18 protein-coding genes, 5 tRNA genes, 3 rRNA genes and 1 riboswitch are annotated in these 24299 nt (G+C 46.1%); of the genes, 20 read left to right on the plus strand and 6 right to left on the minus strand.

What is annotated here, in order from left to right:
* The first annotated feature begins 16 nt into the window (after window positions 1-16).
* The 18 genes from AC3CHU_RS00095 to thiH all read left to right on the plus strand — a co-directional run bounded on the left by AC3CHU_RS00095 (window position 17) and on the right by thiH (window position 16886).
* Window positions 17-1474, plus strand: coding sequence for a TrkH family potassium uptake protein (locus AC3CHU_RS00095; RefSeq protein WP_010433127.1), 1458 nt, complete (start codon window positions 17-19; stop codon window positions 1472-1474).
* 9 nt (window positions 1475-1483) lie between these two features.
* On the plus strand, window positions 1484-2011 hold the full coding sequence (gene hemG / locus AC3CHU_RS00100) for a menaquinone-dependent protoporphyrinogen IX dehydrogenase (protein ID WP_488524915.1): 528 nt from the start codon (window positions 1484-1486) through the stop codon (window positions 2009-2011).
* A 545-nt stretch (window positions 2012-2556) separates the two neighbouring features.
* A 16S ribosomal RNA gene (locus tag AC3CHU_RS00105) occupies window positions 2557-4111 on the plus strand.
* 91 nt (window positions 4112-4202) lie between these two features.
* Window positions 4203-4278, plus strand: a tRNA-Glu gene (locus AC3CHU_RS00110).
* Window positions 4279-4280: 2 nt separating this feature from the next.
* Window positions 4281-4356, plus strand: a tRNA-Lys gene (locus AC3CHU_RS00115).
* Window positions 4357-4388: 32 nt separating this feature from the next.
* Window positions 4389-4464 (plus strand) — tRNA-Val (locus AC3CHU_RS00120).
* A 403-nt stretch (window positions 4465-4867) separates the two neighbouring features.
* Window positions 4868-7761: ribosomal RNA gene (locus tag AC3CHU_RS00125) — 23S ribosomal RNA — on the plus strand.
* Window positions 7762-7859: 98 nt separating this feature from the next.
* Window positions 7860-7975: ribosomal RNA gene (rrf, locus tag AC3CHU_RS00130) — 5S ribosomal RNA — on the plus strand.
* The 16S, 23S and 5S rRNA genes sit together here with 5 tRNA genes alongside, the layout of an rRNA operon.
* Window positions 7976-8042: 67 nt before the next feature.
* Window positions 8043-8119 (plus strand) — tRNA-Asp (locus tag AC3CHU_RS00135).
* A gap of 60 nt (window positions 8120-8179) precedes the next feature.
* Window positions 8180-8256, plus strand: a tRNA-Trp gene (locus AC3CHU_RS00140).
* A gap of 350 nt (window positions 8257-8606) precedes the next feature.
* Window positions 8607-9989 (plus strand): multicopper oxidase family protein, encoded by a 1383-nt coding sequence (locus tag AC3CHU_RS00145; protein ID WP_488524916.1) that lies wholly within the window; start codon window positions 8607-8609, stop codon window positions 9987-9989.
* A gap of 101 nt (window positions 9990-10090) precedes the next feature.
* A complete protein-coding gene (gene crcB / locus AC3CHU_RS00150; protein WP_004736665.1) occupies window positions 10091-10474 on the plus strand; it encodes a fluoride efflux transporter CrcB in 384 nt (127 codons plus the stop codon).
* A gap of 62 nt (window positions 10475-10536) precedes the next feature.
* A riboswitch (TPP riboswitch) is annotated at window positions 10537-10635 on the plus strand.
* A gap of 129 nt (window positions 10636-10764) precedes the next feature.
* Window positions 10765-12714 carry a phosphomethylpyrimidine synthase ThiC gene (gene thiC / locus AC3CHU_RS00155; RefSeq protein ID WP_488524917.1) on the plus strand — a complete coding sequence of 650 codons (1950 nt, stop codon included), beginning with the start codon at window positions 10765-10767 and terminating at the stop codon, window positions 12712-12714.
* On the plus strand, window positions 12714-14006 hold the full coding sequence (locus tag AC3CHU_RS00160; protein ID WP_488524918.1) for a thiamine phosphate synthase: 1293 nt from the start codon (window positions 12714-12716) through the stop codon (window positions 14004-14006). The genes thiC and AC3CHU_RS00160 overlap by 1 nt, the downstream gene beginning before the upstream one ends.
* Window positions 13996-14778: a HesA/MoeB/ThiF family protein gene (locus tag AC3CHU_RS00165; protein WP_488524919.1), complete on the plus strand. Its 783-nt coding sequence runs from the start codon at window positions 13996-13998 to the stop codon at window positions 14776-14778. Before AC3CHU_RS00160 ends, AC3CHU_RS00165 begins: the two co-directional genes overlap by 11 nt.
* Complete coding sequence (thiS, locus tag AC3CHU_RS00170) at window positions 14775-14984, plus strand: sulfur carrier protein ThiS (protein ID WP_004736660.1); 210 nt, start codon at window positions 14775-14777, stop codon at window positions 14982-14984. The genes AC3CHU_RS00165 and thiS overlap by 4 nt, the downstream gene beginning before the upstream one ends.
* Window positions 14985-14986: 2 nt before the next feature.
* Window positions 14987-15751, plus strand: coding sequence for a thiazole synthase (locus AC3CHU_RS00175; protein ID WP_488524920.1), 765 nt, complete (start codon window positions 14987-14989; stop codon window positions 15749-15751).
* A 7-nt stretch (window positions 15752-15758) separates the two neighbouring features.
* Window positions 15759-16886, plus strand: coding sequence for a 2-iminoacetate synthase ThiH (gene thiH / locus AC3CHU_RS00180; protein ID WP_065679807.1), 1128 nt, complete (start codon window positions 15759-15761; stop codon window positions 16884-16886).
* Between the two features lie 149 nt (window positions 16887-17035).
* On the opposite strand, the gene AC3CHU_RS00185 is transcribed toward thiH, so the two are convergent.
* Together AC3CHU_RS00185 and AC3CHU_RS00190 are read right to left on the minus strand one after the other, a co-directional pair.
* Window positions 17036-18826, minus strand: a complete 1791-nt coding sequence (locus AC3CHU_RS00185; RefSeq protein WP_371728507.1) for an aminopeptidase P family protein — start codon at window positions 18824-18826, stop codon at window positions 17036-17038.
* Window positions 18827-18948: 122 nt separating this feature from the next.
* Entirely contained in the window at window positions 18949-19890 is a 942-nt protein-coding gene (locus AC3CHU_RS00190) for a LysR substrate-binding domain-containing protein (RefSeq protein WP_017061320.1), read from the minus strand.
* Between the two features lie 101 nt (window positions 19891-19991).
* Here AC3CHU_RS00190 and AC3CHU_RS00195 point away from each other — a divergent pair, with 101 nt between their 5' ends.
* Both AC3CHU_RS00195 and tsrA read left to right on the plus strand, forming a co-directional pair.
* Window positions 19992-21191: a multidrug effflux MFS transporter gene (locus AC3CHU_RS00195; protein ID WP_229634799.1), complete on the plus strand. Its 1200-nt coding sequence runs from the start codon at window positions 19992-19994 to the stop codon at window positions 21189-21191.
* Between the two features lie 102 nt (window positions 21192-21293).
* Window positions 21294-21575 (plus strand): H-NS-like global regulator TsrA, encoded by a 282-nt coding sequence (gene tsrA, locus AC3CHU_RS00200; RefSeq protein WP_016787602.1) that lies wholly within the window; start codon window positions 21294-21296, stop codon window positions 21573-21575.
* A 68-nt stretch (window positions 21576-21643) separates the two neighbouring features.
* On the opposite strand, the gene AC3CHU_RS00205 is transcribed toward tsrA, so the two are convergent.
* The 4 genes from AC3CHU_RS00205 to AC3CHU_RS00220 all read right to left on the minus strand — a co-directional run bounded on the left by AC3CHU_RS00205 (window position 21644) and on the right by AC3CHU_RS00220 (window position 24053).
* Window positions 21644-22102, minus strand: a complete 459-nt coding sequence (locus AC3CHU_RS00205; RefSeq protein ID WP_488524921.1) for a DoxX family protein — start codon at window positions 22100-22102, stop codon at window positions 21644-21646.
* 1 nt (window position 22103) lies between these two features.
* On the minus strand, window positions 22104-22871 hold the full coding sequence (locus AC3CHU_RS00210) for an HvfC/BufC N-terminal domain-containing protein (protein ID WP_488524922.1): 768 nt from the start codon (window positions 22869-22871) through the stop codon (window positions 22104-22106).
* On the minus strand, window positions 22868-23728 hold the full coding sequence (gene bufB, locus AC3CHU_RS00215; RefSeq protein ID WP_488524923.1) for an MNIO family bufferin maturase: 861 nt from the start codon (window positions 23726-23728) through the stop codon (window positions 22868-22870). The genes AC3CHU_RS00210 and bufB overlap by 4 nt, the downstream gene beginning before the upstream one ends.
* A 64-nt stretch (window positions 23729-23792) precedes the next feature.
* Window positions 23793-24053 carry a BufA1 family periplasmic bufferin-type metallophore gene (locus tag AC3CHU_RS00220; protein WP_004736650.1) on the minus strand — a complete coding sequence of 87 codons (261 nt, stop codon included), beginning with the start codon at window positions 24051-24053 and terminating at the stop codon, window positions 23793-23795.
* Between the last annotated feature and the right edge of the window lie 246 nt (window positions 24054-24299).

Here is a 24299-nt window from a genome sequence, read left to right on the forward strand (position 1 = left end):
CTTCGTTCAATAGCTCATGCAATTTCGCTCAATTATTCGAATCGTCGGATTATTATTAGCACTTTTTAGTGTATCAATGCTCGCACCTGCGCTCGTCGCACTTATCTATAGAGATGGTGCGGGTGTGCCATTTGTGACGACTTTTTTCGTTCTATTATTCTGTGGGGCAACTTGTTGGTTTCCCAACCGACGATATAAACATGAGTTGAAAGCGCGTGATGGCTTTCTTATTGTTGTGTTGTTTTGGACGGTAATCGGCAGTGCGGGCGCATTGCCGTTTTTGATCGCCGATAACCCGAACGTTTCGGTTACCGATGCTTTCTTCGAATCGTTTTCTGCATTAACAACTACAGGTGCAACAGTTATTGTTGGCCTCGATGACCTACCTAAGGCAATTCTATTTTACCGCCAGTTCCTGCAATGGTTCGGTGGTATGGGTATCATCGTATTGGCGGTCGCCATCCTTCCTGTTCTCGGTATCGGTGGTATGCAGTTATATCGAGCTGAAATCCCAGGCCCAGTCAAAGACAGTAAGATGACTCCGCGTATTGCTGAAACTGCGAAAGCACTTTGGTATATCTACCTGAGTTTAACTATTGCCTGTGCCGTGGCGTTTTGGCTTGCAGGCATGAGCTTCTTTGATGCTATCAGTCATAGCTTCTCTACGATTGCGATTGGTGGCTTCTCGACTCACGATGCGAGCATGGGCTATTTCAATAGTCCTGCTATCAACATGATTACGGTCGTGTTCCTCCTTATATCAGCATGTAACTATTCACTTCACTTTGCGGCATTTGCTTCAGGTGGTGTGCATCCTAAGTATTATTGGAAAGATCCTGAGTTTCGCGCCTTTATCTTTATTCAAGTTGTACTGTTCTTAGTTTGTTTCTTATTGCTACTTAATCATCACTCTTACGATTCGTATTACGATGCTTTCGATCAAGCGCTGTTCCAGACAGTATCTATTTCAACAACCGCAGGCTTCACCACCACCGGTTTTTCTGAGTGGCCGTTATTCTTACCTGTACTGCTTCTGTTCTCTTCTTTTATAGGTGGCTGTGCAGGTTCAACGGGCGGTGGTATGAAAGTCATTCGAATCTTATTGCTTACTTTACAAGGTGCTCGTGAAATGAAGCGTCTTGTTCACCCGCGAGCTGTCTATACCATCAAGGTTGGTGGTTCGGCACTACCACAACGTGTCGTGGATGCGGTTTGGGGCTTCTTCTCTGCATACGCATTGGTTTTTGTGGTTTGTATGTTGGCTCTTATTGCTACGGGGATGGATGAGCTCAGTGCTTTCTCTGCCGTGGCGGCAACATTGAATAACCTTGGTCCTGGTCTTGGCGAGGTTGCGATGCACTTTGGCGATGTTAATGACAAAGCCAAGTGGGTATTGATCGTGTCTATGTTGTTTGGCCGTTTAGAAATATTCACCTTATTAATTTTATTGACCCCTACGTTTTGGCGTAGCTAAGGACATATTGTGGCAAAAGCTCTATTTTTGTATTCAAGCCGTGAAGGGCAGACCAAGAAAATCTTGAACTATATAAAAGAAGAAATGAATGAGTTCGAATGTGAGCTTCAAGATCTGCACACTGTTAATAATGTCGACTTTGCTCAGTACGACCGAGTTTTGATTGGTGCATCTATTCGTTACGGCCACCTTAATAAGAAGCTATACCAGTTTATTGATGCCAATCTTGCTCAGCTGCAATCAAACAAGGTCGCTTTCTTCTGCGTTAACTTAACGGCTCGTAAAGAAGACCAAGGTAAAGATACCCCAGAAGGTAGCGCTTACATTAAGAAGTTTCTTATAAAGTCTCCGTGGCAGCCGACGTTAATCGGTGTATTCGCGGGTGCCCTATATTACCCACGTTATAACTGGTTCGATAAAACCATGATTCGCTTCATTATGAATATGACAGGTGGCGAAACGGATACAACCAAGGAAGTCGAGTACACAAACTGGGAAAAAGTCTCTTTATTCTCTAAGAAACTGCAAGAGATGTAAGAGAAAAGCCTACTTTTGAGGCGTTTTGTGCTCTTTTTAATCGAACGAATAAAAAAACGAGAAAAACTTCAAAAAGGGCTTGCCAGTGTGATCGAAATCTCTATAATGCGACCTCGTTGAAACGGGAAGGCTTCGTAAGAAACCAAAACGAATCAACAGGTCAAATTAGCCAAGCTAAGCGCTTGAAAAAAGTTTTGAAAATAGTGGTTGACACTAAAACTTAAATCGCTAAAATGGCCGTCCGATTTGAGCGAAGCTCAAAAAGGAAAAGCTCTTTAACAATTTAAACCTATCAATCTGTGTGGGCACTCGTTGATGAATATCAAAACGTTATTTGTTCTTTTTCGAAAGAGCGTAGTAACAGTTACTTCGGTAACAAACTTGATTTCAATGAACTGAGTGACCAATACAAAATTAAGTTTACTTAATTTTGGCACAGTCAATTCATTACCATTCTGTTGGAATGGTAATAGCTTTAGAATTACATGTTCATTTTCGAATGAATATTAGTTTTGAAGTCAGTATTCGTTGAGTCACAAAATCTTAAATTGAAGAGTTTGATCATGGCTCAGATTGAACGCTGGCGGCAGGCCTAACACATGCAAGTCGAGCGGAAACGACACTAACAATCCTTCGGGTGCGTTAATGGGCGTCGAGCGGCGGACGGGTGAGTAATGCCTAGGAAATTGCCTTGATGTGGGGGATAACCATTGGAAACGATGGCTAATACCGCATAATGCCTACGGGCCAAAGAGGGGGACCTTCGGGCCTCTCGCGTCAAGATATGCCTAGGTGGGATTAGCTAGTTGGTGAGGTAATGGCTCACCAAGGCGACGATCCCTAGCTGGTCTGAGAGGATGATCAGCCACACTGGAACTGAGACACGGTCCAGACTCCTACGGGAGGCAGCAGTGGGGAATATTGCACAATGGGCGAAAGCCTGATGCAGCCATGCCGCGTGTATGAAGAAGGCCTTCGGGTTGTAAAGTACTTTCAGTTGTGAGGAAGGGTGTGTAGTTAATAGCTGCATATCTTGACGTTAACAACAGAAGAAGCACCGGCTAACTCCGTGCCAGCAGCCGCGGTAATACGGAGGGTGCGAGCGTTAATCGGAATTACTGGGCGTAAAGCGCATGCAGGTGGTTCATTAAGTCAGATGTGAAAGCCCGGGGCTCAACCTCGGAACTGCATTTGAAACTGGTGAACTAGAGTGCTGTAGAGGGGGGTAGAATTTCAGGTGTAGCGGTGAAATGCGTAGAGATCTGAAGGAATACCAGTGGCGAAGGCGGCCCCCTGGACAGACACTGACACTCAGATGCGAAAGCGTGGGGAGCAAACAGGATTAGATACCCTGGTAGTCCACGCCGTAAACGATGTCTACTTGGAGGTTGTGGCCTTGAGCCGTGGCTTTCGGAGCTAACGCGTTAAGTAGACCGCCTGGGGAGTACGGTCGCAAGATTAAAACTCAAATGAATTGACGGGGGCCCGCACAAGCGGTGGAGCATGTGGTTTAATTCGATGCAACGCGAAGAACCTTACCTACTCTTGACATCCAGAGAAGCCAGCGGAGACGCAGGTGTGCCTTCGGGAGCTCTGAGACAGGTGCTGCATGGCTGTCGTCAGCTCGTGTTGTGAAATGTTGGGTTAAGTCCCGCAACGAGCGCAACCCTTATCCTTGTTTGCCAGCGAGTAATGTCGGGAACTCCAGGGAGACTGCCGGTGATAAACCGGAGGAAGGTGGGGACGACGTCAAGTCATCATGGCCCTTACGAGTAGGGCTACACACGTGCTACAATGGCGCATACAGAGGGCAGCAAGCTAGCGATAGTGAGCGAATCCCAAAAAGTGCGTCGTAGTCCGGATTGGAGTCTGCAACTCGACTCCATGAAGTCGGAATCGCTAGTAATCGTGAATCAGAATGTCACGGTGAATACGTTCCCGGGCCTTGTACACACCGCCCGTCACACCATGGGAGTGGGCTGCAAAAGAAGTGGGTAGTTTAACCTTTCGGGGAGGACGCTCACCACTTTGTGGTTCATGACTGGGGTGAAGTCGTAACAAGGTAGCCCTAGGGGAACCTGGGGCTGGATCACCTCCTTATACGAAGATACTTACAATGAGTGTCCACACAGATTGATTAGGTTTAGAAAAGTAAAGAGACGAAGAACTCCCAAGTTCTTCAATATCCAGTGTCCCGTTCGTCTAGAGGCCTAGGACACCGCCCTTTCACGGCGGTAACAGGGGTTCGACTCCCCTACGGGATACCATTGGGTCGTTAGCTCAGTTGGTAGAGCAGTTGACTTTTAATCAATTGGTCGCAGGTTCGAATCCTGCACGACCCACCATTCTTTCTCCGCGAAGGAATTAAAACTATCGTGGGCGATTAGCTCAGTTGGGAGAGCACCTGCCTTACAAGCAGGGGGTCACTGGTTCGAGCCCGGTATCGCCCACCATTCTCTAAAAATTCTTGGTTATATTCATATCCAAACCACTTCTTTTGTCGTTGGTTGGTATGTTTGACCCTGAGAGTCTTTAGAAAATGTGAATTTTAGAACACTGGTTCTTAAAGTCTCATGCTCTTTAACAATTTGGAAAGCTGACTGATTGATTACTTACGAGTAATTCAATCAAATTTAAAAGTTCTCAATGTTTATCTTTCATTAGATAAACACAACAAACACATTCAAGTGTCTTGTATTCGAATCAAACTTTAGTTTGATTCACAATTGAGTCCGGCAAACAGTCATCAAGAATTAACCCTTCTTGATGACAACCAAAAACCTTGGTTAGTTGCCATACGCTTATTTGCCTTCACTTTTTAAAGTGAAAGCAAATAGAAACCCTTTCGGGTTGTATGGTTAAGTGACTAAGCGTACACGGTGGATGCCTTGGCAGTCAGAGGCGATGAAAGGCGTAATAACTTGCGATAAGCCCAGATTAGGTAGTAATAACCTTTTGAGTCTGGGATTCCTGAATGGGGAAACCCACTTGCATAAGCAAGTATCCTGTTGTGAATACATAGCAACAGGAGGCAAACCGGGGGAACTGAAACATCTAAGTACCCCGAGGAAGAGAAATCAACCGAGATTCCGAAAGTAGCGGCGAGCGAAATTGGATTAGCCCTTAAGCTTTTAATGAGACAGACGAAGGCTCTGGAAAGTGCCGCAGTAAAGGGTGATAGCCCCGTAGTCGACATCTCATAATCAGTGAAAACGAGTAGGGCGGGACACGTGATATCCTGTCTGAATATGGGGGGACCATCCTCCAAGGCTAAATACTACTGACTGACCGATAGTGAACCAGTACCGTGAGGGAAAGGCGAAAAGAACCCCTGTGAGGGGAGTGAAATAGAACCTGAAACCGTGTACGTACAAGCAGTAGGAGCACCTTCGTGGTGTGACTGCGTACCTTTTGTATAATGGGTCAGCGACTTAATTTTAGTAGCAAGGTTAACCGTTTAGGGGAGCCGTAGGGAAACCGAGTCTTAACTGGGCGTACAGTTGCTAGGATTAGACCCGAAACCAGGTGATCTAGCCATGGGCAGGTTGAAGGTTGAGTAACATCAACTGGAGGACCGAACCGACTAATGTTGAAAAATTAGCGGATGACTTGTGGCTAGGGGTGAAAGGCCAATCAAACCTGGAGATAGCTGGTTCTCCCCGAAAGCTATTTAGGTAGCGCCTCGGACGAATACTACTGGGGGTAGAGCACTGTTAAGGCTAGGGGGTCATCCCGACTTACCAACCCTTTGCAAACTCCGAATACCAGTAAGTACTATCCGGGAGACACACGGCGGGTGCTAACGTCCGTCGTGGAGAGGGAAACAACCCAGACCGCCAGCTAAGGTCCCAAAGTATAGCTAAGTGGGAAACGATGTGGGAAGGCTCAGACAGCCAGGATGTTGGCTTAGAAGCAGCCATCATTTAAAGAAAGCGTAATAGCTCACTGGTCGAGTCGGCCTGCGCGGAAGATGTAACGGGGCTAAGCTATACACCGAAGCTGCGGCTACGTACCTTAGGGTATGTGGGGTAGGGGAGCGTTCTGTAAGCCGTTGAAGGTGTGCTGTAAGGCATGCTGGAGGTATCAGAAGTGCGAATGCTGACATGAGTAACGATAAAGGGAGTGAAAAACTCCCTCGCCGGAAGACCAAGGGTTCCTGTCCAACGTTAATCGGGGCAGGGTAAGTCGACTCCTAAGGCGAGGCCGAAAGGCGTAGTCGATGGGAAACGGGTTAATATTCCCGTACTTCTTACAATTGCGATGGGGGGACGGAGAAGGCTAGGTGGGCCTGGCGACGGTTGTCCAGGTTCAAGTACGTAGGCGGAAAGTTTAGGTAAATCCGGACTTTCATTAACGCTGAGATACGATGTCGAGCTACTACGGTAGTGAAGTCATTGATGCCATGCTTCCAGGAAAAGCCTCTAAGCTTCAGATTGTAAGGAATCGTACCCCAAACCGACACAGGTGGTCGGGTAGAGAATACCAAGGCGCTTGAGAGAACTCGGGTGAAGGAACTAGGCAAAATGGTACCGTAACTTCGGGAGAAGGTACGCTCTTATCAGTGAAGTCCCTTGCGGATGGAGCAGACGAGAGTCGCAGATACCAGGTGGCTGCAACTGTTTATTAAAAACACAGCACTGTGCAAAATCGTAAGATGACGTATACGGTGTGACGCCTGCCCGGTGCCGGAAGGTTAATTGATGGGGTTAGACTTCGGTCGAAGCTCTTGATCGAAGCCCCGGTAAACGGCGGCCGTAACTATAACGGTCCTAAGGTAGCGAAATTCCTTGTCGGGTAAGTTCCGACCTGCACGAATGGCGTAATGATGGCCACGCTGTCTCCACCCGAGACTCAGTGAAATTGAAATCGCTGTGAAGATGCAGTGTACCCGCGGCTAGACGGAAAGACCCCGTGAACCTTTACTACAGCTTGGCACTGAACATTGAACCTACATGTGTAGGATAGGTGGGAGACTATGAAACCGCGTCGCTAGATGTGGTGGAGTCGTCCTTGAAATACCACCCTTGTAGTTTTGATGTTCTAACGTTGGTCCCTGAATCGGGATTACGGACAGTGCCTGGTGGGTAGTTTGACTGGGGCGGTCTCCTCCCAAAGAGTAACGGAGGAGCACGAAGGTGGGCTAAACACGGTTGGACATCGTGTGGTTAGTGCAATGGCATAAGCCCGCTTGACTGCGAGAATGACAATTCGAGCAGGTGCGAAAGCAGGTCATAGTGATCCGGTGGTTCTGAATGGAAGGGCCATCGCTCAACGGATAAAAGGTACTCCGGGGATAACAGGCTGATACCGCCCAAGAGTTCATATCGACGGCGGTGTTTGGCACCTCGATGTCGGCTCATCACATCCTGGGGCTGAAGTCGGTCCCAAGGGTATGGCTGTTCGCCATTTAAAGTGGTACGCGAGCTGGGTTTAGAACGTCGTGAGACAGTTCGGTCCCTATCTGCCGTGGGCGTTGGAAAATTGAAAGGGGCTGCTCCTAGTACGAGAGGACCGGAGTGGACGAACCTCTGGTGTTCGGGTTGTCATGCCAATGGCATTGCCCGGTAGCTAAGTTCGGAATCGATAACCGCTGAAAGCATCTAAGCGGGAAGCGAGCCTTGAGATGAGTTTTCCCTGGCACTATAAGTGTCCTAAAGGGTTGTCGTAGACTACGACGTTGATAGGCAGGGTGTGTAAGTGCTGCGAGGCATTGAGCTAACCTGTACTAATTGCCCGTGAGGCTTAACCATACAACACCCAAGGGGTTTTGTGGACTCAGAAGTACCAGACCTTGAATGCGTTTGAAGAGAAATAACTTTTAGATAAGCTTTCCGAATTTTAAAATTTGCTTGGCGACCATAGCATTGTGGACCCACCTGATTCCATGCCGAACTCAGAAGTGAAACACAATAGCGCCGATGGTAGTGTGGGGTTTCCCCATGTGAGAGTAGGACATCGCCAGGCTTTAAATTAAATCTTTAGGTTGACCGACCTGGGGATATGGACGCTCACTTAGTGAGTTGACCACTGCGGAGTGGTAGTTCAGTTGGTTAGAATACCGGCCTGTCACGCCGGGGGTCGCGGGTTCGAGTCCCGTCCACTCCGCCACTTATTCGATAACCTCGCCTAGTGCGAGGTTTTTTCGAATCTGACGTAGTAAAAAGTTTTAGGGGTGTAGCTCCAATTGGCAGAGCAGCGGATTCCAAATCCGCGTGTTGGGAGTTCGAATCTCTCCACCCCTGCCATATTTAAGGCTCTAGCAGAAATGCTAGAGCCTTTTTGCTTTCTGAATCTAATATATACGCCATTAGCAAAGCAGCGGATTCTCCGACTTACCAAAATAGAGCTTGTTGGGAGTCGAAACCTCCACCCTGCCATATCAATGCCTCAGCAGAAGTTCTGTTTTTTCACTTTATATTTGTTCGATTTTTAGTCGATAATTCCTGCTTTTAATAAAACCTAGCCTTAAAAGTGTAAGTGCTTACTTATCCCAGCCTCTTTTATAAACAATCAACAGCACAATCCCCACTTCTTTATGAGAATTATTCTCAATATTTTGTTACATTTTGGTCGTTATTACTAAAAGGCAACAAATATGGATATCTCCCGTCGTAAGTTTATTCAATCATCTCTCGCTATATCAGCACTCACTGTTCTACCCGCTTGCTCAATTAACCGGTCAGTTGATGAGCAAGGAAAGTATGTTTATGACTTAACTGCAGAACCTTCAACAGCTGAGTTGGTGACGGGGTTTAATACCAATGTTTTAGCCTTTAATGGACAGATCCCTGCTCCGACGATTCGATGTCGACAGGGTGAAAAGGTCACGATCCGCTTTACGAATAAGCTATCAGAGCCGACGACTATTCATTGGCATGGTTTAAGAATTCCTATCGAAATGGATGGGGTTCCCTTCTTAAGTCAGCCACCAATCATGCCAGGTGAAACATTCATTTATGAGTTTACGCCACCAGATGCCGGTACGTTTTGGTATCACCCACACATGAATAGCGTGAAGCAGCTTGGTATGGGCTTAGTTGGTCTTATTATCGTAGAAGAGAGCAATCCAGTACGGTTCGATGAAGAACACGCATTGATGCTTAAGCATTGGCACATCGACAAGCAGGGTCAATGGAAAGATTTAATGATCCCACGACTCAGTGCTCGTATGGGTACTCCAGGAGAGTGGAGTAGCGTCAATGGTGTTCATGAACCTGTATACCAATTAAAGCAGCATGCAACGACTCGACTGCGTATCGCGAATGTCGATAATACGATCACTTATCCTATTGCTGTCGAAGGGGCTGAGGCATGGGTGATTGCCATTGATGGTAATCCTGTAAAGACGCCATATAAACTGACTCAACATAAAATCGGCCCAGGGATGCGCGTGGATATTGGACTGATAGCGCCCAAAGTAGGCGAGCGAGTTAATGTTCTTCAAATGAAGGGCCGCTTTCCTTTCTCTTTATGTGAGTTCGAGGTAGTAGATTCCCCCCTTACTGAAGGGCGTTTATTGCCATTGTTACCTCTTAACCCGGTACCTAATCTAGATCTTGCTAATGCTGAAGAGATCGATTTTGTGTTCGAGTGGGAAGGTGCGGTATCACCAGTTTCTAAAGATGGGAAATCGATGCCTAAGTTTTGGCTTACTAATAAAAGAGCATGGGAAGGGATGAGCAAAGACAATATTCCTGAGCCGTTGACGACTTTAGAGTTAGGTAAGACTTACATATTCGATCTAAAGAACGTCACCCAATACCATCACCCGATCCATATTCACGGTCATACATTCACTGTATTGGAACTTGATGGGAAGAAAGTTGAAGAGCCTTTCCATACCGATACAGTGTTACTTGGAAAAAACGGCCGAGCTAAAGCTGCATTTGTTGCAGATAACCCTGGCCGCTGGATGTACCACTGTCATGTTATAGAACACATGAAAACGGGTTTAATGGGATACATTGAAGTTAAGTGACACCTGTAACGTTTAATATTTGCGCATGCATTCTTAGTTTCTACCCTCGCTTTTATCGGCGTTAAAGCTAGAATATAGGGATTATTGTTTGGGAGGATTCAATGGGTCAGTTATCTATTCTAGGTTTTATCGCCATCGGTGGCGCGTTTGGTGCTTGTTCACGTTACTTGATTTCAGAGTTATGCGTTGTGATGTTAGGACGTGGTTTTCCTTACGGTACGTTGACTGTTAACGTGATTGGCTCTTTGATTATGGGATTGCTCATCGCCGCGTTTGAAAACGAGATGGTCGCGACGGAACCGTGGAGACAAATCATCGGTCTTGGTTTCCTAGGAGCACTGACTACATTTTCTACGTTTTCTATGGATAACGTACTTCTTATGCAGCAGGGCGCTTTCTTTAAGATGGGACTCAATGTGCTACTCAACGTGGTACTCAGTATTTCAGCCGCATGGATCGGCTTCCAACTTTTGATAAAGTCTTAAAACTTTCTTACGATTTGTTAACAACTCGGCTTGGTTTATCCAAGCCGTTTTTATATACTCGATCGAACTTGTCGGAGTGCCATATGGCTGAGACCGTTAACTCGGGATCCGTTGAACCTGATCAGGCTAATACCTGCGAAGGGAACAAGAGTAGATATCTAACTAGAATCCTTCTAGAGATCTATCTCCAGATCACAACTGTATTTCTTACCGTGATCCCTCTTGTAGCATCTAATCCGTCAAGCATTTTTATCCCTATAAATAATGGCTAAAAGCCAAGGAAAAATGCTATGTCGACTCGTAAACAAGCAAGACTGGAAGCGAAGAATTTCATTGATTCTTTATCCGTACAACCCTATCCAAACTCAAAAAAAGCTTACATCCAAGGATCTCGAGAGGACATTCAAGTCCCTGTCCGAGAAATATCACTCGCTGATAGCCTTGTTGGTGGTACCAAAAAAGAGCCTGTATTCGAACCTAATGTACCCATTCAAGTTTACGATACCTCAGGTGTTTACACAGACCCTACACATCAAATAGACCTGTATAGCGGTCTTCCTAAGTTGCGAGAGCAATGGATTGAAGAGCGTGGTGATACGGAACTGTTAGACGACGTAAGCTCTGTTTACACCAAAGAACGTTTAGAAGATGAAACTCTAGACGACCTTCGCTACGGCAACCTGCCTAGAATTCGTCGCGCGACAGACAACCAATGTGTTACTCAACTGCACTATGCTCGTCAGGGTATTATCACACCTGAAATGGAGTACATTGCCATACGTGAGAACATGGGACGTCAGAAGTTCGCTGATGAGCAGCTTAACCATCAACACCCTGGCCATAACTTTGGTGCAAACCTGCCGAAAGAAATTACTCCTGAGTTCGTGCGTAAAGAGGTTGCTGAAGGTCGAGCTATTATCCCTTCAAACATCAACCACCCAGAATCAGAACCGATGATTATTGGTAGAAACTTTTTAGTGAAGGTGAACGCCAATATCGGTAACTCTTCAGTAAGCTCTTCGATTGAAGAAGAAGTTGAGAAGCTAGTCTGGTCGACTCGCTGGGGTGGCGATACCGTGATGGATCTTTCTACTGGTCGTAATATTCACGAGACTCGCGAATGGATCCTACGTAATAGCCCAGTACCAATTGGTACGGTTCCTATGTATCAAGCGCTTGAAAAAGTGAATGGCGTTGCCGAAGACCTTAACTGGGAAGTGATGCGCGATACCTTGATTGAACAAGCAGAGCAGGGTGTTGATTACTTCACTATTCATGCTGGCTTGTTGCTTCGCTACGTTCCTATGACCGCTAAGCGTGTGACTGGTATTGTCTCTCGTGGCGGTTCCATCATCGCGAAATGGTGTCTTGCTCATCACCAAGAAAGTTTCCTTTATACCCACTTCCGTGAGATCTGTGAGATCTGTGCGAAGTACGATGTTGCTCTGTCATTAGGTGACGGTTTACGCCCGGGCTCAATTGCAGATGCTAATGATGAGGCTCAATTCTCGGAGTTACGTACTCTAGGTGAGTTGACTAAAGTGGCTTGGGAATATGATGTTCAGGTGATCATTGAAGGCCCTGGACATGTACCAATGCACCTGATTAAAGAGAATATGGACGAGCAGTTAGAGCACTGCCATGAAGCGCCTTTCTATACTTTAGGCCCATTGACGACAGATATTGCCCCTGGTTACGACCATATTACCTCTGGTATTGGCGCGGCCATGATTGGTTGGTACGGCTGTGCGATGCTCTGTTATGTCACCCCTAAAGAGCACCTAGGCTTACCAAATAAAGAAGATGTGAAGACTGGCTTGATTACTTACAAGCTAGCAGCACACGCAGCGGACCTCGCTAAAGGACATCCGGGCGCACAAATCCGAGATAATGCATTATCAAAGGCACGTTTTGAATTCCGTTGGGAAGACCAATTCAATCTAGCTTTAGATCCTGAAACCGCGCGTTCTTTCCATGATGAAACTCTGCCACAAGAGTCGGGCAAGGTTGCTCACTTCTGCTCAATGTGTGGACCTAAATTCTGCTCGATGAAGATTTCTCAAGAAGTTCGAGAGTATGCGAAAGACACCGAACAAGTAGCCGCGGATCAGGCTATCGAGATTAAGATGCTAGATAACCCGTTGGAAGGGATGCGTCAGAAATCACAAGAGTTCCGTGATACTGGCTCTGAACTTTACCACCCAGCTGTGGGCGTAAAAGAAGCTCAATTAGAGGAATAATGACAGTGAAGATTCTCATCCCATCTCAAGACATCGAGTTAACGGGGGAGGTTCAAAACTGTCTATTGGTTGCTAAGCGACAAGGCTTGGCAACCGGTGCAGTTGAGTTGGGTGTAAGCCCAGCTCAATACTTCTCTGTCGTTGATATTCAGCAGACGTTATCTATTGGCTTTGCTCATGATGTTGATTCATTGGCGGAGTGTAAGTTAGCGGAACTGAACCATGTTGTTGATTACAGTAATTCAGTCGCACTAACTGACGTTTGTGGTGCCTTTACACAATCTCCAAACACTATCTATATAGGTGTCTCAGATGATTCATCTGTAATGGATATCTGGTCTCACCTAGATGCTAATCGTGTCATCAAGAGTGAAACTACAGCTCATCAGGAGTTAGATAATCGTGGCCATTTTGCTTGGTTACTTACTTTGTTGGCGCTGGAATTTCCATTAGAAGACGCACTGGTTTTAGCTCGCGCAGCATTTAATGTTTCACGTGGAACATGGCCAGCAAGCTATCAAAACTTTCCGATCCCAGTTCTGGAAGATGAGCGACTGGATATTAGTGTTGGTTGGGCTCACCAGGGAACATCACTTTCGTTCCCTGAATTGAGTAAGAGTAGCCTAGGGCTATACCCAGTGGTTGATGATGCTGAGTGGATCGAAAGGTTGCTCAAGCTTGGCATCAACACTGTTCAGCTACGTATTAAAAACCCACAGCAAGCGGATTTAGAACAACAAGTCGCACGATCTATCGATCTTGGTCGTGAGTATAACGCTCAAGTTTTTATCAATGATTACTGGAAGCTTGCACTCAAGCATGACGCTTTTGGTGTTCATTTAGGGCAAGAGGATATTGAAGAATCAAACCTCTCACAGTTGAGCTTTGCGGGTATAAAGATTGGGTTATCGACTCATGGCTATTACGAGTTGCTACGCATTGTTCAGATTAACCCAAGCTATATTGCGCTAGGCCACATCTTCCCAACATCAACTAAACAGATGCCATCAAAGCCTCAGGGTTTAGTTCGTTTATCTCTGTATCAACAGCTGATTGATACTATCCCATACACAGAACAACTCATCGGTTATCCGACGGTTGCTATTGGTGGTATTGACCAATCAACAGCTGAGCAGGTGTGGGATTGTGGGGTGTCGAGTTTGGCGGTTGTTCGTGCGATTACATTAGCGGAAGACCCCAAAAAGGTGATCGAGTTTTTTGAAAAACTGATGACGCCTAAACCTTCAAATATTGGTGAAGAGGTTGCGCAGGAGCCTAGCTATGCTGAGTGATTTTGAGTTTATTCGTTATCAACGACAAATTGCATTACCTGAAGTCGGTGAGCAAGGGCAACGAAATCTATTAAACAGCCATGTGTTAGTGATTGGTTGTGGTGGCTTAGGCAATGCTGCCGCTCTTTACCTTGCGGCTTCGGGTGTCGGAAAGATCGTGTTGGTTGATGATGACTGTGTGGATTCGTCTAACCTGCAACGACAGGTCGCGTTCAAAGAAAGTCAGTTAGGTTCGCCTAAAGTCGAAGCTATGAAGCAACAACTGACTGAGCTCAATAGTCGCAGTCAAGTTAGAACCATCAATCAGCGAATGAGTGACAGTCAGCTTGAACTTGAAGTGATGCTCGCTGATTTGGTGTTGGATTGTACTGACAACTTTACGTCACGCCAGCAGGTTAACCAAGCGTGTTTCGGCAGCAATACACCTTTGATTTCTGGATCTGCAATCGGTTGGAAAGGCCAGTTTATTGTATTTGATTATGAGAATCAGAAAGGGTGCTATCACTGTTTGTTCCCGTTCAGTCATCATCCACAAACGACTCGTTGTAGTGATAGCGGCATCATAGGCCCGGTTGTTGGCACCATAGGTAACCTTCAAGCTTTGGCTGCTATTCAACGTATTAGTGGTGGCGAGTTTAAAGTCGCAACGCATCAGCTAAAGCTGTTCGATGGCCAGACCATGAACTGGCAAAACCTAATGGTCACGCAAGATAGCGAATGTCCGGTTTGCAACACAACGGCGATCCAACATCTAGAAGAAGAAGCACAATGAGCCACATAACTATTTCTATAAACGAGCAACCAGAGCAGGTCGCGCACTTGTCGTCTCTAGCGGACATTATCCACGCTTTATCACTCCCTGATCTGGGTTGTGTATTTGCAATCAATAATGCGGTTGTCCCGCGCAGCCAGTGGCAACAAACTGTCGTCAATGAAGGCGATGCTATTTCTCTTTTCCAAGCTATTGCAGGAGGCTAACCATGTTAACTATCGCTGATAAAACGTTTCAATCACGACTCTTCACTGGAACCGGCAAGTTCGCAAACAAGCATTTGATGGCGAGTGCTATTGAAGCTTCAGGTTCGCAACTGGCAACCATGGCGTTGAAGAGAGTCGATATTCGCTCTGAGCAAGACGACATTTTACAACCAATCATTGATGCTGGCGTGAACTTGCTACCGAATACCTCTGGGGCGAAGAGTGCAAAAGATGCCGTCTTTGCTGCGCATTTGGCTCGTGAAGCGCTAGGCACAAACTGGCTTAAACTGGAAATTCACCCAGATCCAAAGTACTTGATGCCAGACCCAATTGAGACGCTTAAAGCTGCTGAGCAACTGGTTAAAGATGGTTTTGTTGTGTTGCCTTACTGCCATGCCGATCCAGTATTGTGTAAACGCTTGGAAGAGGTGGGTTGCGCTGCAGTTATGCCGTTGGGTGCGCCTATTGGTTCAAATAAGGGTATTGCGTCTGCAGACTTCTTAGAGATCATTATCGACCAAGCGAATGTCCCTGTGATTGTTGATGCGGGCATTGGCGCGCCATCACATGCTGCACGTGCAATGGAAATGGGCGCAGACGCAGTGTTAGTGAATACCGCAATTGCTGCTTCTCAACAGCCGGTTGAAATGGCAATTGCGTTTAAGTTGGCAGTTGAAGCGGGGCGTATGGCTTACCTTGCTGGACTTGCAGGAAAAGTATCTCACGCGGTTGCTTCAAGCCCGTTAACTTCATTCCTAGACGAGTAGCAGTGCTATGACGTTTGTTGATCGATTTAAACAGCTCAACTGGGATGACATTGGTATGTCTATCTTCAGTAAAACGGCAGCGGATGTTGAACGTGCTCTGAGTAAACCCAAACGTGACTTAGAAGACTTTAAGGCTCTGATCTCTCCGGCGGCAGAACCTTACTTAGAGCAGATGGCACAACAATCGTTGGCGCTAACTCGTAAGCGATTTGGCAATACAATGTCGCTTTATATTCCTTTGTACCTATCTAACCTGTGCGCTAACGCGTGCACGTATTGTGGCTTCTCAATGGAGAACCGTATCAAGCGCCGCACGCTTACTTTGGATGAAATTGATGCCGAAAGTGCGGCTATCAAAAAGATGAAGTTCGATAGCGTTTTGTTGGTCACCGGTGAACATGAAACTAAGGTCGGGATGAATTACTTTCGACAGGTGTTGCCGAATATCAAAAAGCAATTCAACTACCTCGCGATGGAAGTGCAGCCGCTTGACCAACAAGATTACGCAGAACTTAAAACGCTCGGTTTAGATGCGGTGATGGTTTATCAAGAGACCTATCAACCAAGGACCTACGCTGAGCATCATCTACGTGGTAATAAAATGGATTTTGAATATCGTCTTGAAACCCCTGATCGCTTGGCAAAGGCGGGGATCGATAAGATAGGGATTGGTGCCTTGATTGGTTTGGAAGATTGGCGAACCGACTGCTTTTTTGTTGCTGCTCACTTAGATTACCTAGAGCGCACTTATTGGCAGACTCGCTATTCAATTTCATTCCCGCGTCTTCGTCCGTGTGAGGGTGGAGACTCTAGTGGAGGATTACAGCCTAAATCAGTCATGAACGACAAACAATTGGTTCAGCTTATCTGCGCATATCGACTCTTGAATCCTGAGGTCGAGCTATCCCTTTCTACTCGCGAATCGGCAACCTTTCGCGACAATGTGTTGCCATTGGGGATCACGAGTATGTCTGCGGCTTCTAAAACCCAACCTGGTGGTTATGCTTCGGGTGAAGAAGAGCTTGAGCAGTTTGAGATCAGTGATGAGAGAAGTGCTGCTGATGTCGAGTCGATGATTCGTCAGCGTGGTTTCGACCCGGTGTGGCGAGACTGGCACAGTGCCTATTCTGGTTAATCAACATATTGGTTGATGTTCCACGTGAAACATCGATGTAATGATACAGGCAAATAAAAACGGCTACCCTTGGGTAGCCGTTTTGCTATTTGCTATTTAACTTATTAACCGAGCAAGTTCGTTGGTTCAGTTAAGCGCTTAGCGAAGCATTAAGCGTGAGCCAATGGAGTTGTCGATTGGCGTAACCATTCCAATGTATCACCTTCAACTAATGGGCTAACGTCGTTCCATACCTTCTGATGGTAGTCGTTCAGCCACGCCAGTTCAGGTCGTGTTAGCAAATCAACATTGATGTTGCGCTTATCGATAGGGCAACGAGTTAGCGACTCAAACGTTAGTACTGAGAAATCACCTTGAGTTGGAAGCTCAACTACCAATTCTAGGTTCTCGATACGGATACCAAACTCATCAGCACGGTAGTAACCCGGCTCGTTTGATAACACCATGCCTTCAACAAGAGGTACGTCGATAAGCTTCTTAGAGATGCTTTGTGGGCCTTCATGAACACTTAGGAAGTGACCAACACCGTGACCAGTACCATGATCGTAATCGAAGCCTTCTGCCCATAAGTGCTGACGCGCTAGGATATCCAGTTGGAAACCACGAGTACCCTGTGGGAAACGCGCACGTGCAATGCCGATGTGACCTTTAAGCGCTAATGTGAACTGCTGAATCATTTCGTCGCTTGGTTGGCCAATCGCGATAGTACGAGTGATGTCGGTTGTACCATCTAAGTACTGACCGCCTGAATCGACTAGGTACAGAGTATTCAGTTCTAGCTGACCAGGTTCAGGTTGGTTCTCATGGTTGTAGTGACACATTGCAGCGTTGCCGCCAGCCGCAGAAATGGTGTCAAAACTTAGATCCATCAGCGTCGGGTCTTGCTCGCGGAATGATTGTACTTTGTCTGCTAGTACAGCTTCGTTGTGCAGGTTACCTTGCGCGACTTCTGCATCAATCCAAGACAGGAATTTCGCCATCGCCACGCCATCTCGAATGTGACACGCTTTCATACCTGCAATCTCAGTTGCGTTTTTAGCAGCTTTTGGCATTAGGCATGGGTCTGCTGCTTCAATGATGTGAGCGCCAGCGTTTTGCAGAACAAGCGTGTACCAAGCATTACTCGTGCCTGAATCGACAGACACATTGTTACCTTCTAAAGACTGAAGGCGCACTTCAAGCTCTGATGGGTGAGAAACTCGAATACCATTACCAACGTGTGCTTCAAAGCCTGCTGGGATGCGTGCTGGGTCTAGGAAGAAATCGACGCTTTCATCAGCGTGAATGATTGCATTAGACAATACAACAGGTAGGCGAGATACGTCTAAACCACGAATGTTAAGCAACCAACAGATTGAGTCTAGCTCGGTAAGGATAGCGGCGTCCGCACCTTTTGCTTTTAGTAAGCCAGCAATCTCCGCGCGTTTGCTCTCGCTTGATTGGCCAACGGCGTCTGTTGCCATTAGGCGAACATCAGACACGACAGGTTCAGGGCGATCAGACCAAAGTTCATCAATTGGATTAGAAGAGAGTGTCGTTAACTCAACTTTCTCTGCTAGTTTAGCTTGGGCACCTTTCAACCAAGCTGCAGTGTGCATGCGTGGGTCGAAGGCAACCTTGCTGCCTTGTGGCAATGAATTGATGATCCAATCTAAAGCCGGCTCTTCAATAAGGTGGCGATACTCAAATAACTCTGCTGGTACCTGCTTACGAACCTGGACGGTGTAGCGACCATCTACAAAAATAGCAGCAGTTTCACGAGTGATAACAGCGGCACCTGCAGAGCCAGTGAAACCTGTTAACCAGTGAAGTCGCTCGTTATGAGCGGGAACGTATTCACCTAGATATTCGTCTTCATGTGGAATGATAACGGCATCTAGGTTGTTTGTTTCAAGCCAAGCTCGAACTGCAGCAACGCGTTCAGCAGTGATATTGTGCATCTGTGTTTATCCTTATTGTTAGGGTCCTTGTTAACACTCACAGTCGATATACATGCGAGGGGACTTATTAGGTCAATAAGCTAGCGCTTTTGTTCGTTTGCTGCAAACGCTGTACGCCATTTTTATCTAAGGTGCAGAGTTTTTTCTTTGATGATATCTCGCAACCAAGTTAAGGCTGGGTCATTTTCTCTGTCACGGTGCCAAAACAAAGTGTATGCCATCGGTGGGAATTCCATTGGCAAAGGAACAACCACTAAGTCGAGCTGCTTAGCGACGAGGTAAGTAAAGTGGCTTGGTGCGGTAAACACAAAGTCGGTGTAAGTACACAGGCTTGCGGCGCTATTGAAGTCTGGAACAGAAATAGCGATATCACGTTGATGGCCAAGATCAGCCAGTTTGTAGTCGAGCAGCCAGCGGTCGTTACCATCACACCTTACTTGTACATGACGCTGCGCAAGGTAGGTTTCCAAATCCCATTTACCATTCAGAGCGGGGTGGTTGCGTCTTAGCACACACATCTGTGCGTCGCGGTAGATCTCTTGTTCGCAAATGTCGTCTGGCGGCAGCATAGTTAAACGCGCATCGTTGATGTCGATGTCTTTGCCAGTGAGTCCGATATCTAGTTCGCCAAGTTGCAGTTTCTTAAAGGTTTGTTCTGTCCAAGCATGGGTGTTGATATTGACCTTAGGTGCTTGTCGAAATATTGCCGGTAAGAAGTGCGGAAGAATCAGCGGGTAAACACTCTCAACGGCAGCAATATGAAAACTGTGGTCGCTGTTGTTGGGAATGAATGTCTCAGGCTGAGTGAGAACATCAAGTTGGTTGATCAACGTTTCTAACCGAGGCTTAAGGAAAACAGCTTTCGGTGTTGGTCGTAGGCCATGAGCACTTCGCGTAAAAAGGGGGTCATTAAATTGTTCACGAAGCTTGGCTAGCGACTTACTCACCGCTGATTGGCTCAAGCATAATCGGTGTGCGGTGCGAGTGACACTCAGCTCTTCCATCAGCACCTGTAAGCAAACCAATAGATTGAGGTCGAGGCGCGATAGTTTCTCGATATTCATGTGAGTTTCCTATTTGGAATAATGCTAATGAGTATATGCCATTTTTGTTCATATCTTTAGTTGGTTATTATGCACCTAAATTAACTCATTCGGAGAATCTTGTGCCTTCTAACGCGCTTCCAACCCCTAGTAAACTGCAGGTTGCTTTATTGGCAATGCTGGTTCTATTTAGCCCTCTGGCTATAGATATTTATCTTCCAGCTCTGCCACAAATTTCAACAGCGTTTCACGTGGAACATGCACTAGCACAAGATACGATTACTTGGTTTTTATTCGCCATGGGTGTCGGGCAATTATTTGCAGGCCCTTTGGCTGATAAGCTAGGACGTCGAACCGTTGCATTGGGAGGTGTTAGTATCTATGCATTGAGTGCTTGCTTGGCGTGGGCAGCTCAATCGATTGATATGATGTTAATAGCTCGGCTGCTACAAGGCTTAGGAGCTTGTGCGACTTCTGTAGCAGCCTTTGCGACGGTTCGCGATCTATTTGGCCCTGAGAAGAGTGGCCGTATGATCAGTTACCTTAATGGCGCCATTTGCTTTATTCCTGCATTAGCGCCGATTCTTGGTGCTTGGTTGACTCAACAGTTTGGCTGGCGCTCTAACTTCAGCTTCATGGCTGTGTTCGCTGTCGTGGTGGGCACCATTTTGTTTTTCCAAATGAAAGAGTCTAATCCAGCGACAGAAAAGGTCGCGGTGTTCAAACTTGAGCGTTACTGGTCGGTATTGAAAACACCATCATTCATCTTCCATGCGACATTGTGCTTGATGGCAATGGCAGTAATCCTGGCTTACGTTACCTCTGCACCTGTTGTGTTGATGGAAAACCTAGGTTTGACGATGAACGAATTTACCTTCTGGTTTGGTATTAACGCGGTTATCAACATCACGGCTGCATTCACTGCTCCGAAGTTCATGGACCGTTTTGGTACATATAAGGCGTTAGTTGTAGGTATCTCAACATTGGGTCTGGCTGGCGTCATTATGTTGGTACTTGCTGAGCATGCAAGCGCGATCGCGTTCATGTTGCCGATTTTCCTATCTTCAGTTGGCTTCGCTTGGATTCTGGGTGCTGCCGCAGGTAAAGCTCTGGAACCTTTTGGTGACCGTGCGGGTACCGCAGCTGCGTTGCTTGGCTTGTTCCAAATGAGTGGTTCAGGGTTACTGGTTGGTACCATGCAGCGTCTTGATTTGACATCGCAAGTGATGATTGCGCTGCAAATGTTCCTTATTGTTCCTGCATTGTTAGTACTTGCGAGCAAAGCAGGTAAGTCGTGGCACACGACGTTTGCTAAGGCATAAGTCTCAAGGGTGACAAAATATACAAATGGCGGTTTGCGAAACGTTAAAACATGGTATATTTGTCACTCATTGAAACGTTAGTCCCCAACGGAAAATACTGTAATGTCATTAACAACCTACGAAATGGCGCGCATCTTAGAACAAATGGAAGATGCACCTGAAAAGGTCATGTTTGGTAAATTGCTTAAAGAGCTAGGAAACCAAAGTGAAGAGCGTATTCGCAGTGCGGCAAAACAAGTTCCAATCGACACTTTGCGAGATATCATTTACCAATTTCAACGCGTGGTTGAATCTCGTAAAGGTGAACAAGTTCAGCTACTAGCAAAAGAGCTGGCAGAGCAAGGTATTTCAGCTGAGGAATTACAAGCTTTTCTGAGCAAGTAGTTTTTCACCAGTTAAAAAAAAAACCACTCATTTGAGTGGTTTTTTGCGTTTTGGATTTGCGATGAGGACTAGTTGCTAAATTGCTTCTTCAAGATTCTATCCAATGAAAATGGTCCTGCGCCCCATACAACGACGATAAGAATCATTAATCCCCAAAGCTGATGATCGTAGAAGCCTTGCGCCCACAATACAGGGTATGACACGACGGCCATGATATTGAAAACGAATAGTGCTGCAGCCATAGGTCGTGTTAATAAACCAAGTGCTAAGAATACTGGCAGAATCAATTCAGCGGCAGTACCCATATAGGCCGCTAACTCCCAAGGTAACAGTGGGACTTGGTATTCCAATTCAAACAAGTACAGAGTGCTATCCCAAGTTGCTATTTTAGTCAGCCCAGAATTAAAGAATACCCATGCCACCCAAAGGCGACAAAATAGCAGAAGCACTGGAACAAAAAGTGCCTGTGATTTCTCAATCAAATTGTCGTATTGAGCCATCATGCTCGTGACTGTGTTGTTATCCATATTATGTCTCCAATTCGGCATCGATTGAAAAACCTGAGATGACGTTAAGCGCCATAACAGTATTCAGGTGTTGTAGTAGTGAAGGGGCAATCTCAGCGAGTGTTTGACCCGATTGCAATTCAGTTAATAGTTGGTGGCATTCTTCTGTCAAACGATGGCTCTCAATCTGTGAATTCTCGGCTCGGATTAACACCCCAAATTCAGGTTGGTTGATGTCTAACCCGTCGAGTTGCTGCTGATAGATAGCTTGCTCAAGCGCGATCATCGTATAGCGAGAATTGACTAGCGTTATTGAACCTTTGAGATGAAATACTAAAGCGCCTTGTTGCTCTTGTGGCACATCAGCTAAACAAGAAAGGGGACGTTGGTCGACATGTGATTCTGAAACGCATCTCACCAAGCTATCTTTTTGCCATTCATACAAAGCCACTTCAGTGAGATAAGGTGCAGCCTCAATAACAGCAGGAAAGGCATGGATAGTCTGTTCAAAGTGTTCCCCATAACCGCTGACATCACCAGAGGTTGATGGATAACTTAAGACATGTTGACGAGCCATCTGTTGGAAGCACTCTTCACCAACCAGCATTTCAGTGAGTGGGTAGGTTGCTGCCAGTACTTCGCTCAAGCTAATCACAAAGTTGTTGCGGTAAATCTGGATGCGTTGCTCATCAGTAAAATGGTCGCTCACGATGTCGCAATGCTCACCATTGTTTTGATAGCGCAGGGCGTTCGCAAACTCCGATTGAACATTAGCTAGGGAGTGGCTCATGATGCGCGACTCCTTTGGCTGAACTTGTCGTGTTGATACAAGATATCACTGGCTTTGGTTGCTTCAGCCAATAAGATTTGTGGTTCTGGGATGTCTAGATCCCACTCAATCAAGGTATGGCGCAAACCATGTTGTGCTATCCAGTCAGTGTAGAGTTGCCACACTTCGTCACAGACAGGTTTACTGTGGGTGTCTATCCAGATCTCACCTTGTTCGAGTTTCTTTTTGGTAAAACCTGCCAAGTGAATCTCTTCCACTTTGTCTGCAGGTATTCCGCTTAAGTACTCTTCACTGCTGAAGCCATGATTAAAAGATGAGACAAAAATATTATTGAAATCGAGTAATAGGCGACACTCAGTACGCTTCTGTACCTCGGCTAAAAACTCCCATTCTGGGATCGTTGAATGCTTGAAGGCTAGGTAACTCGATGGGTTCTCTATCAGCATCGGGCGTTGCAAGCTGTCTTGAACCTCGATGACATTGTGACAGAAGACTTCTAACGCTTCTTCTGTGTAAGGCAGCGGTAGCAAGTCATTGAAGTAATGACCGCCGGTCTGACTCCAGCTGAGGTGGTCAGAAACCAAGAACGGCTCGATATCATCAATCAGATCTTTTAACTGCAGTAAGTGATTTGGGTTGATGCGCTCAACAGAACCTAGAGACAACCCAACACCGTGGCAACTTATGTTGTGGGCGTTACGAATTTCCCTGAGTTGTTGACGTTGCGGTGATTGAGTTAAAAAGTAGTTCTCGCTGTGCACCTCTAACCAACTCACTAAGGTTGGGTTTTGGCTAAAGAAGTCCAAGTGCGGTGTTCTAAGGCCAACCCCTGTGTTGGGGTGAAGAGTTTGAGTCACAACGATTCTCCTAATAAGAAGTGGAGGTGAGCTGAATGTCAGCTCACCATACTAAGCAGCTCAATTATGATGATTGAGTGTTACCACCTGATAATTTGCCACACAGCCCTTTAGGTACGACTACGAATGCATCGGATTGGTTGTCTTCTTTTGCTGTACCCGCACATGAACTTGTTTTGGTTGCACAATCATTTTGGCCAGCTTTTGCCACGCCGTAGCATTTTTCTTTTGCTGCAGCTTCCGCAGGTGCTGATGTAAGAACTGCACCGCCGAACGCTAGTACACTTGTGATTGCAGCTGTAACAGCAAGATTAGAATTTTTCATAGTCATTCCCTCTAGGACTTAATAGTATTTTATATCGCAGGTTAATGGATTGTTAACTTGCTTACTAAAAAGGATAGGAAGAACCAGGAAATAATTTCACGACATTATAAGAAATATCAATGTTAATGATGAGTTGCCTTTTAACTTATTGATTTTATGATGTTAGTTTTTGAATGTTTTTTCTTCTTATTATCCTAAACGCAGCCTAGTGTTTAGGTTATAATCAACTTTTATGTATAAATACCC

The organism is Vibrio sp. QJM3NY_39 (genome assembly GCF_057785895.1).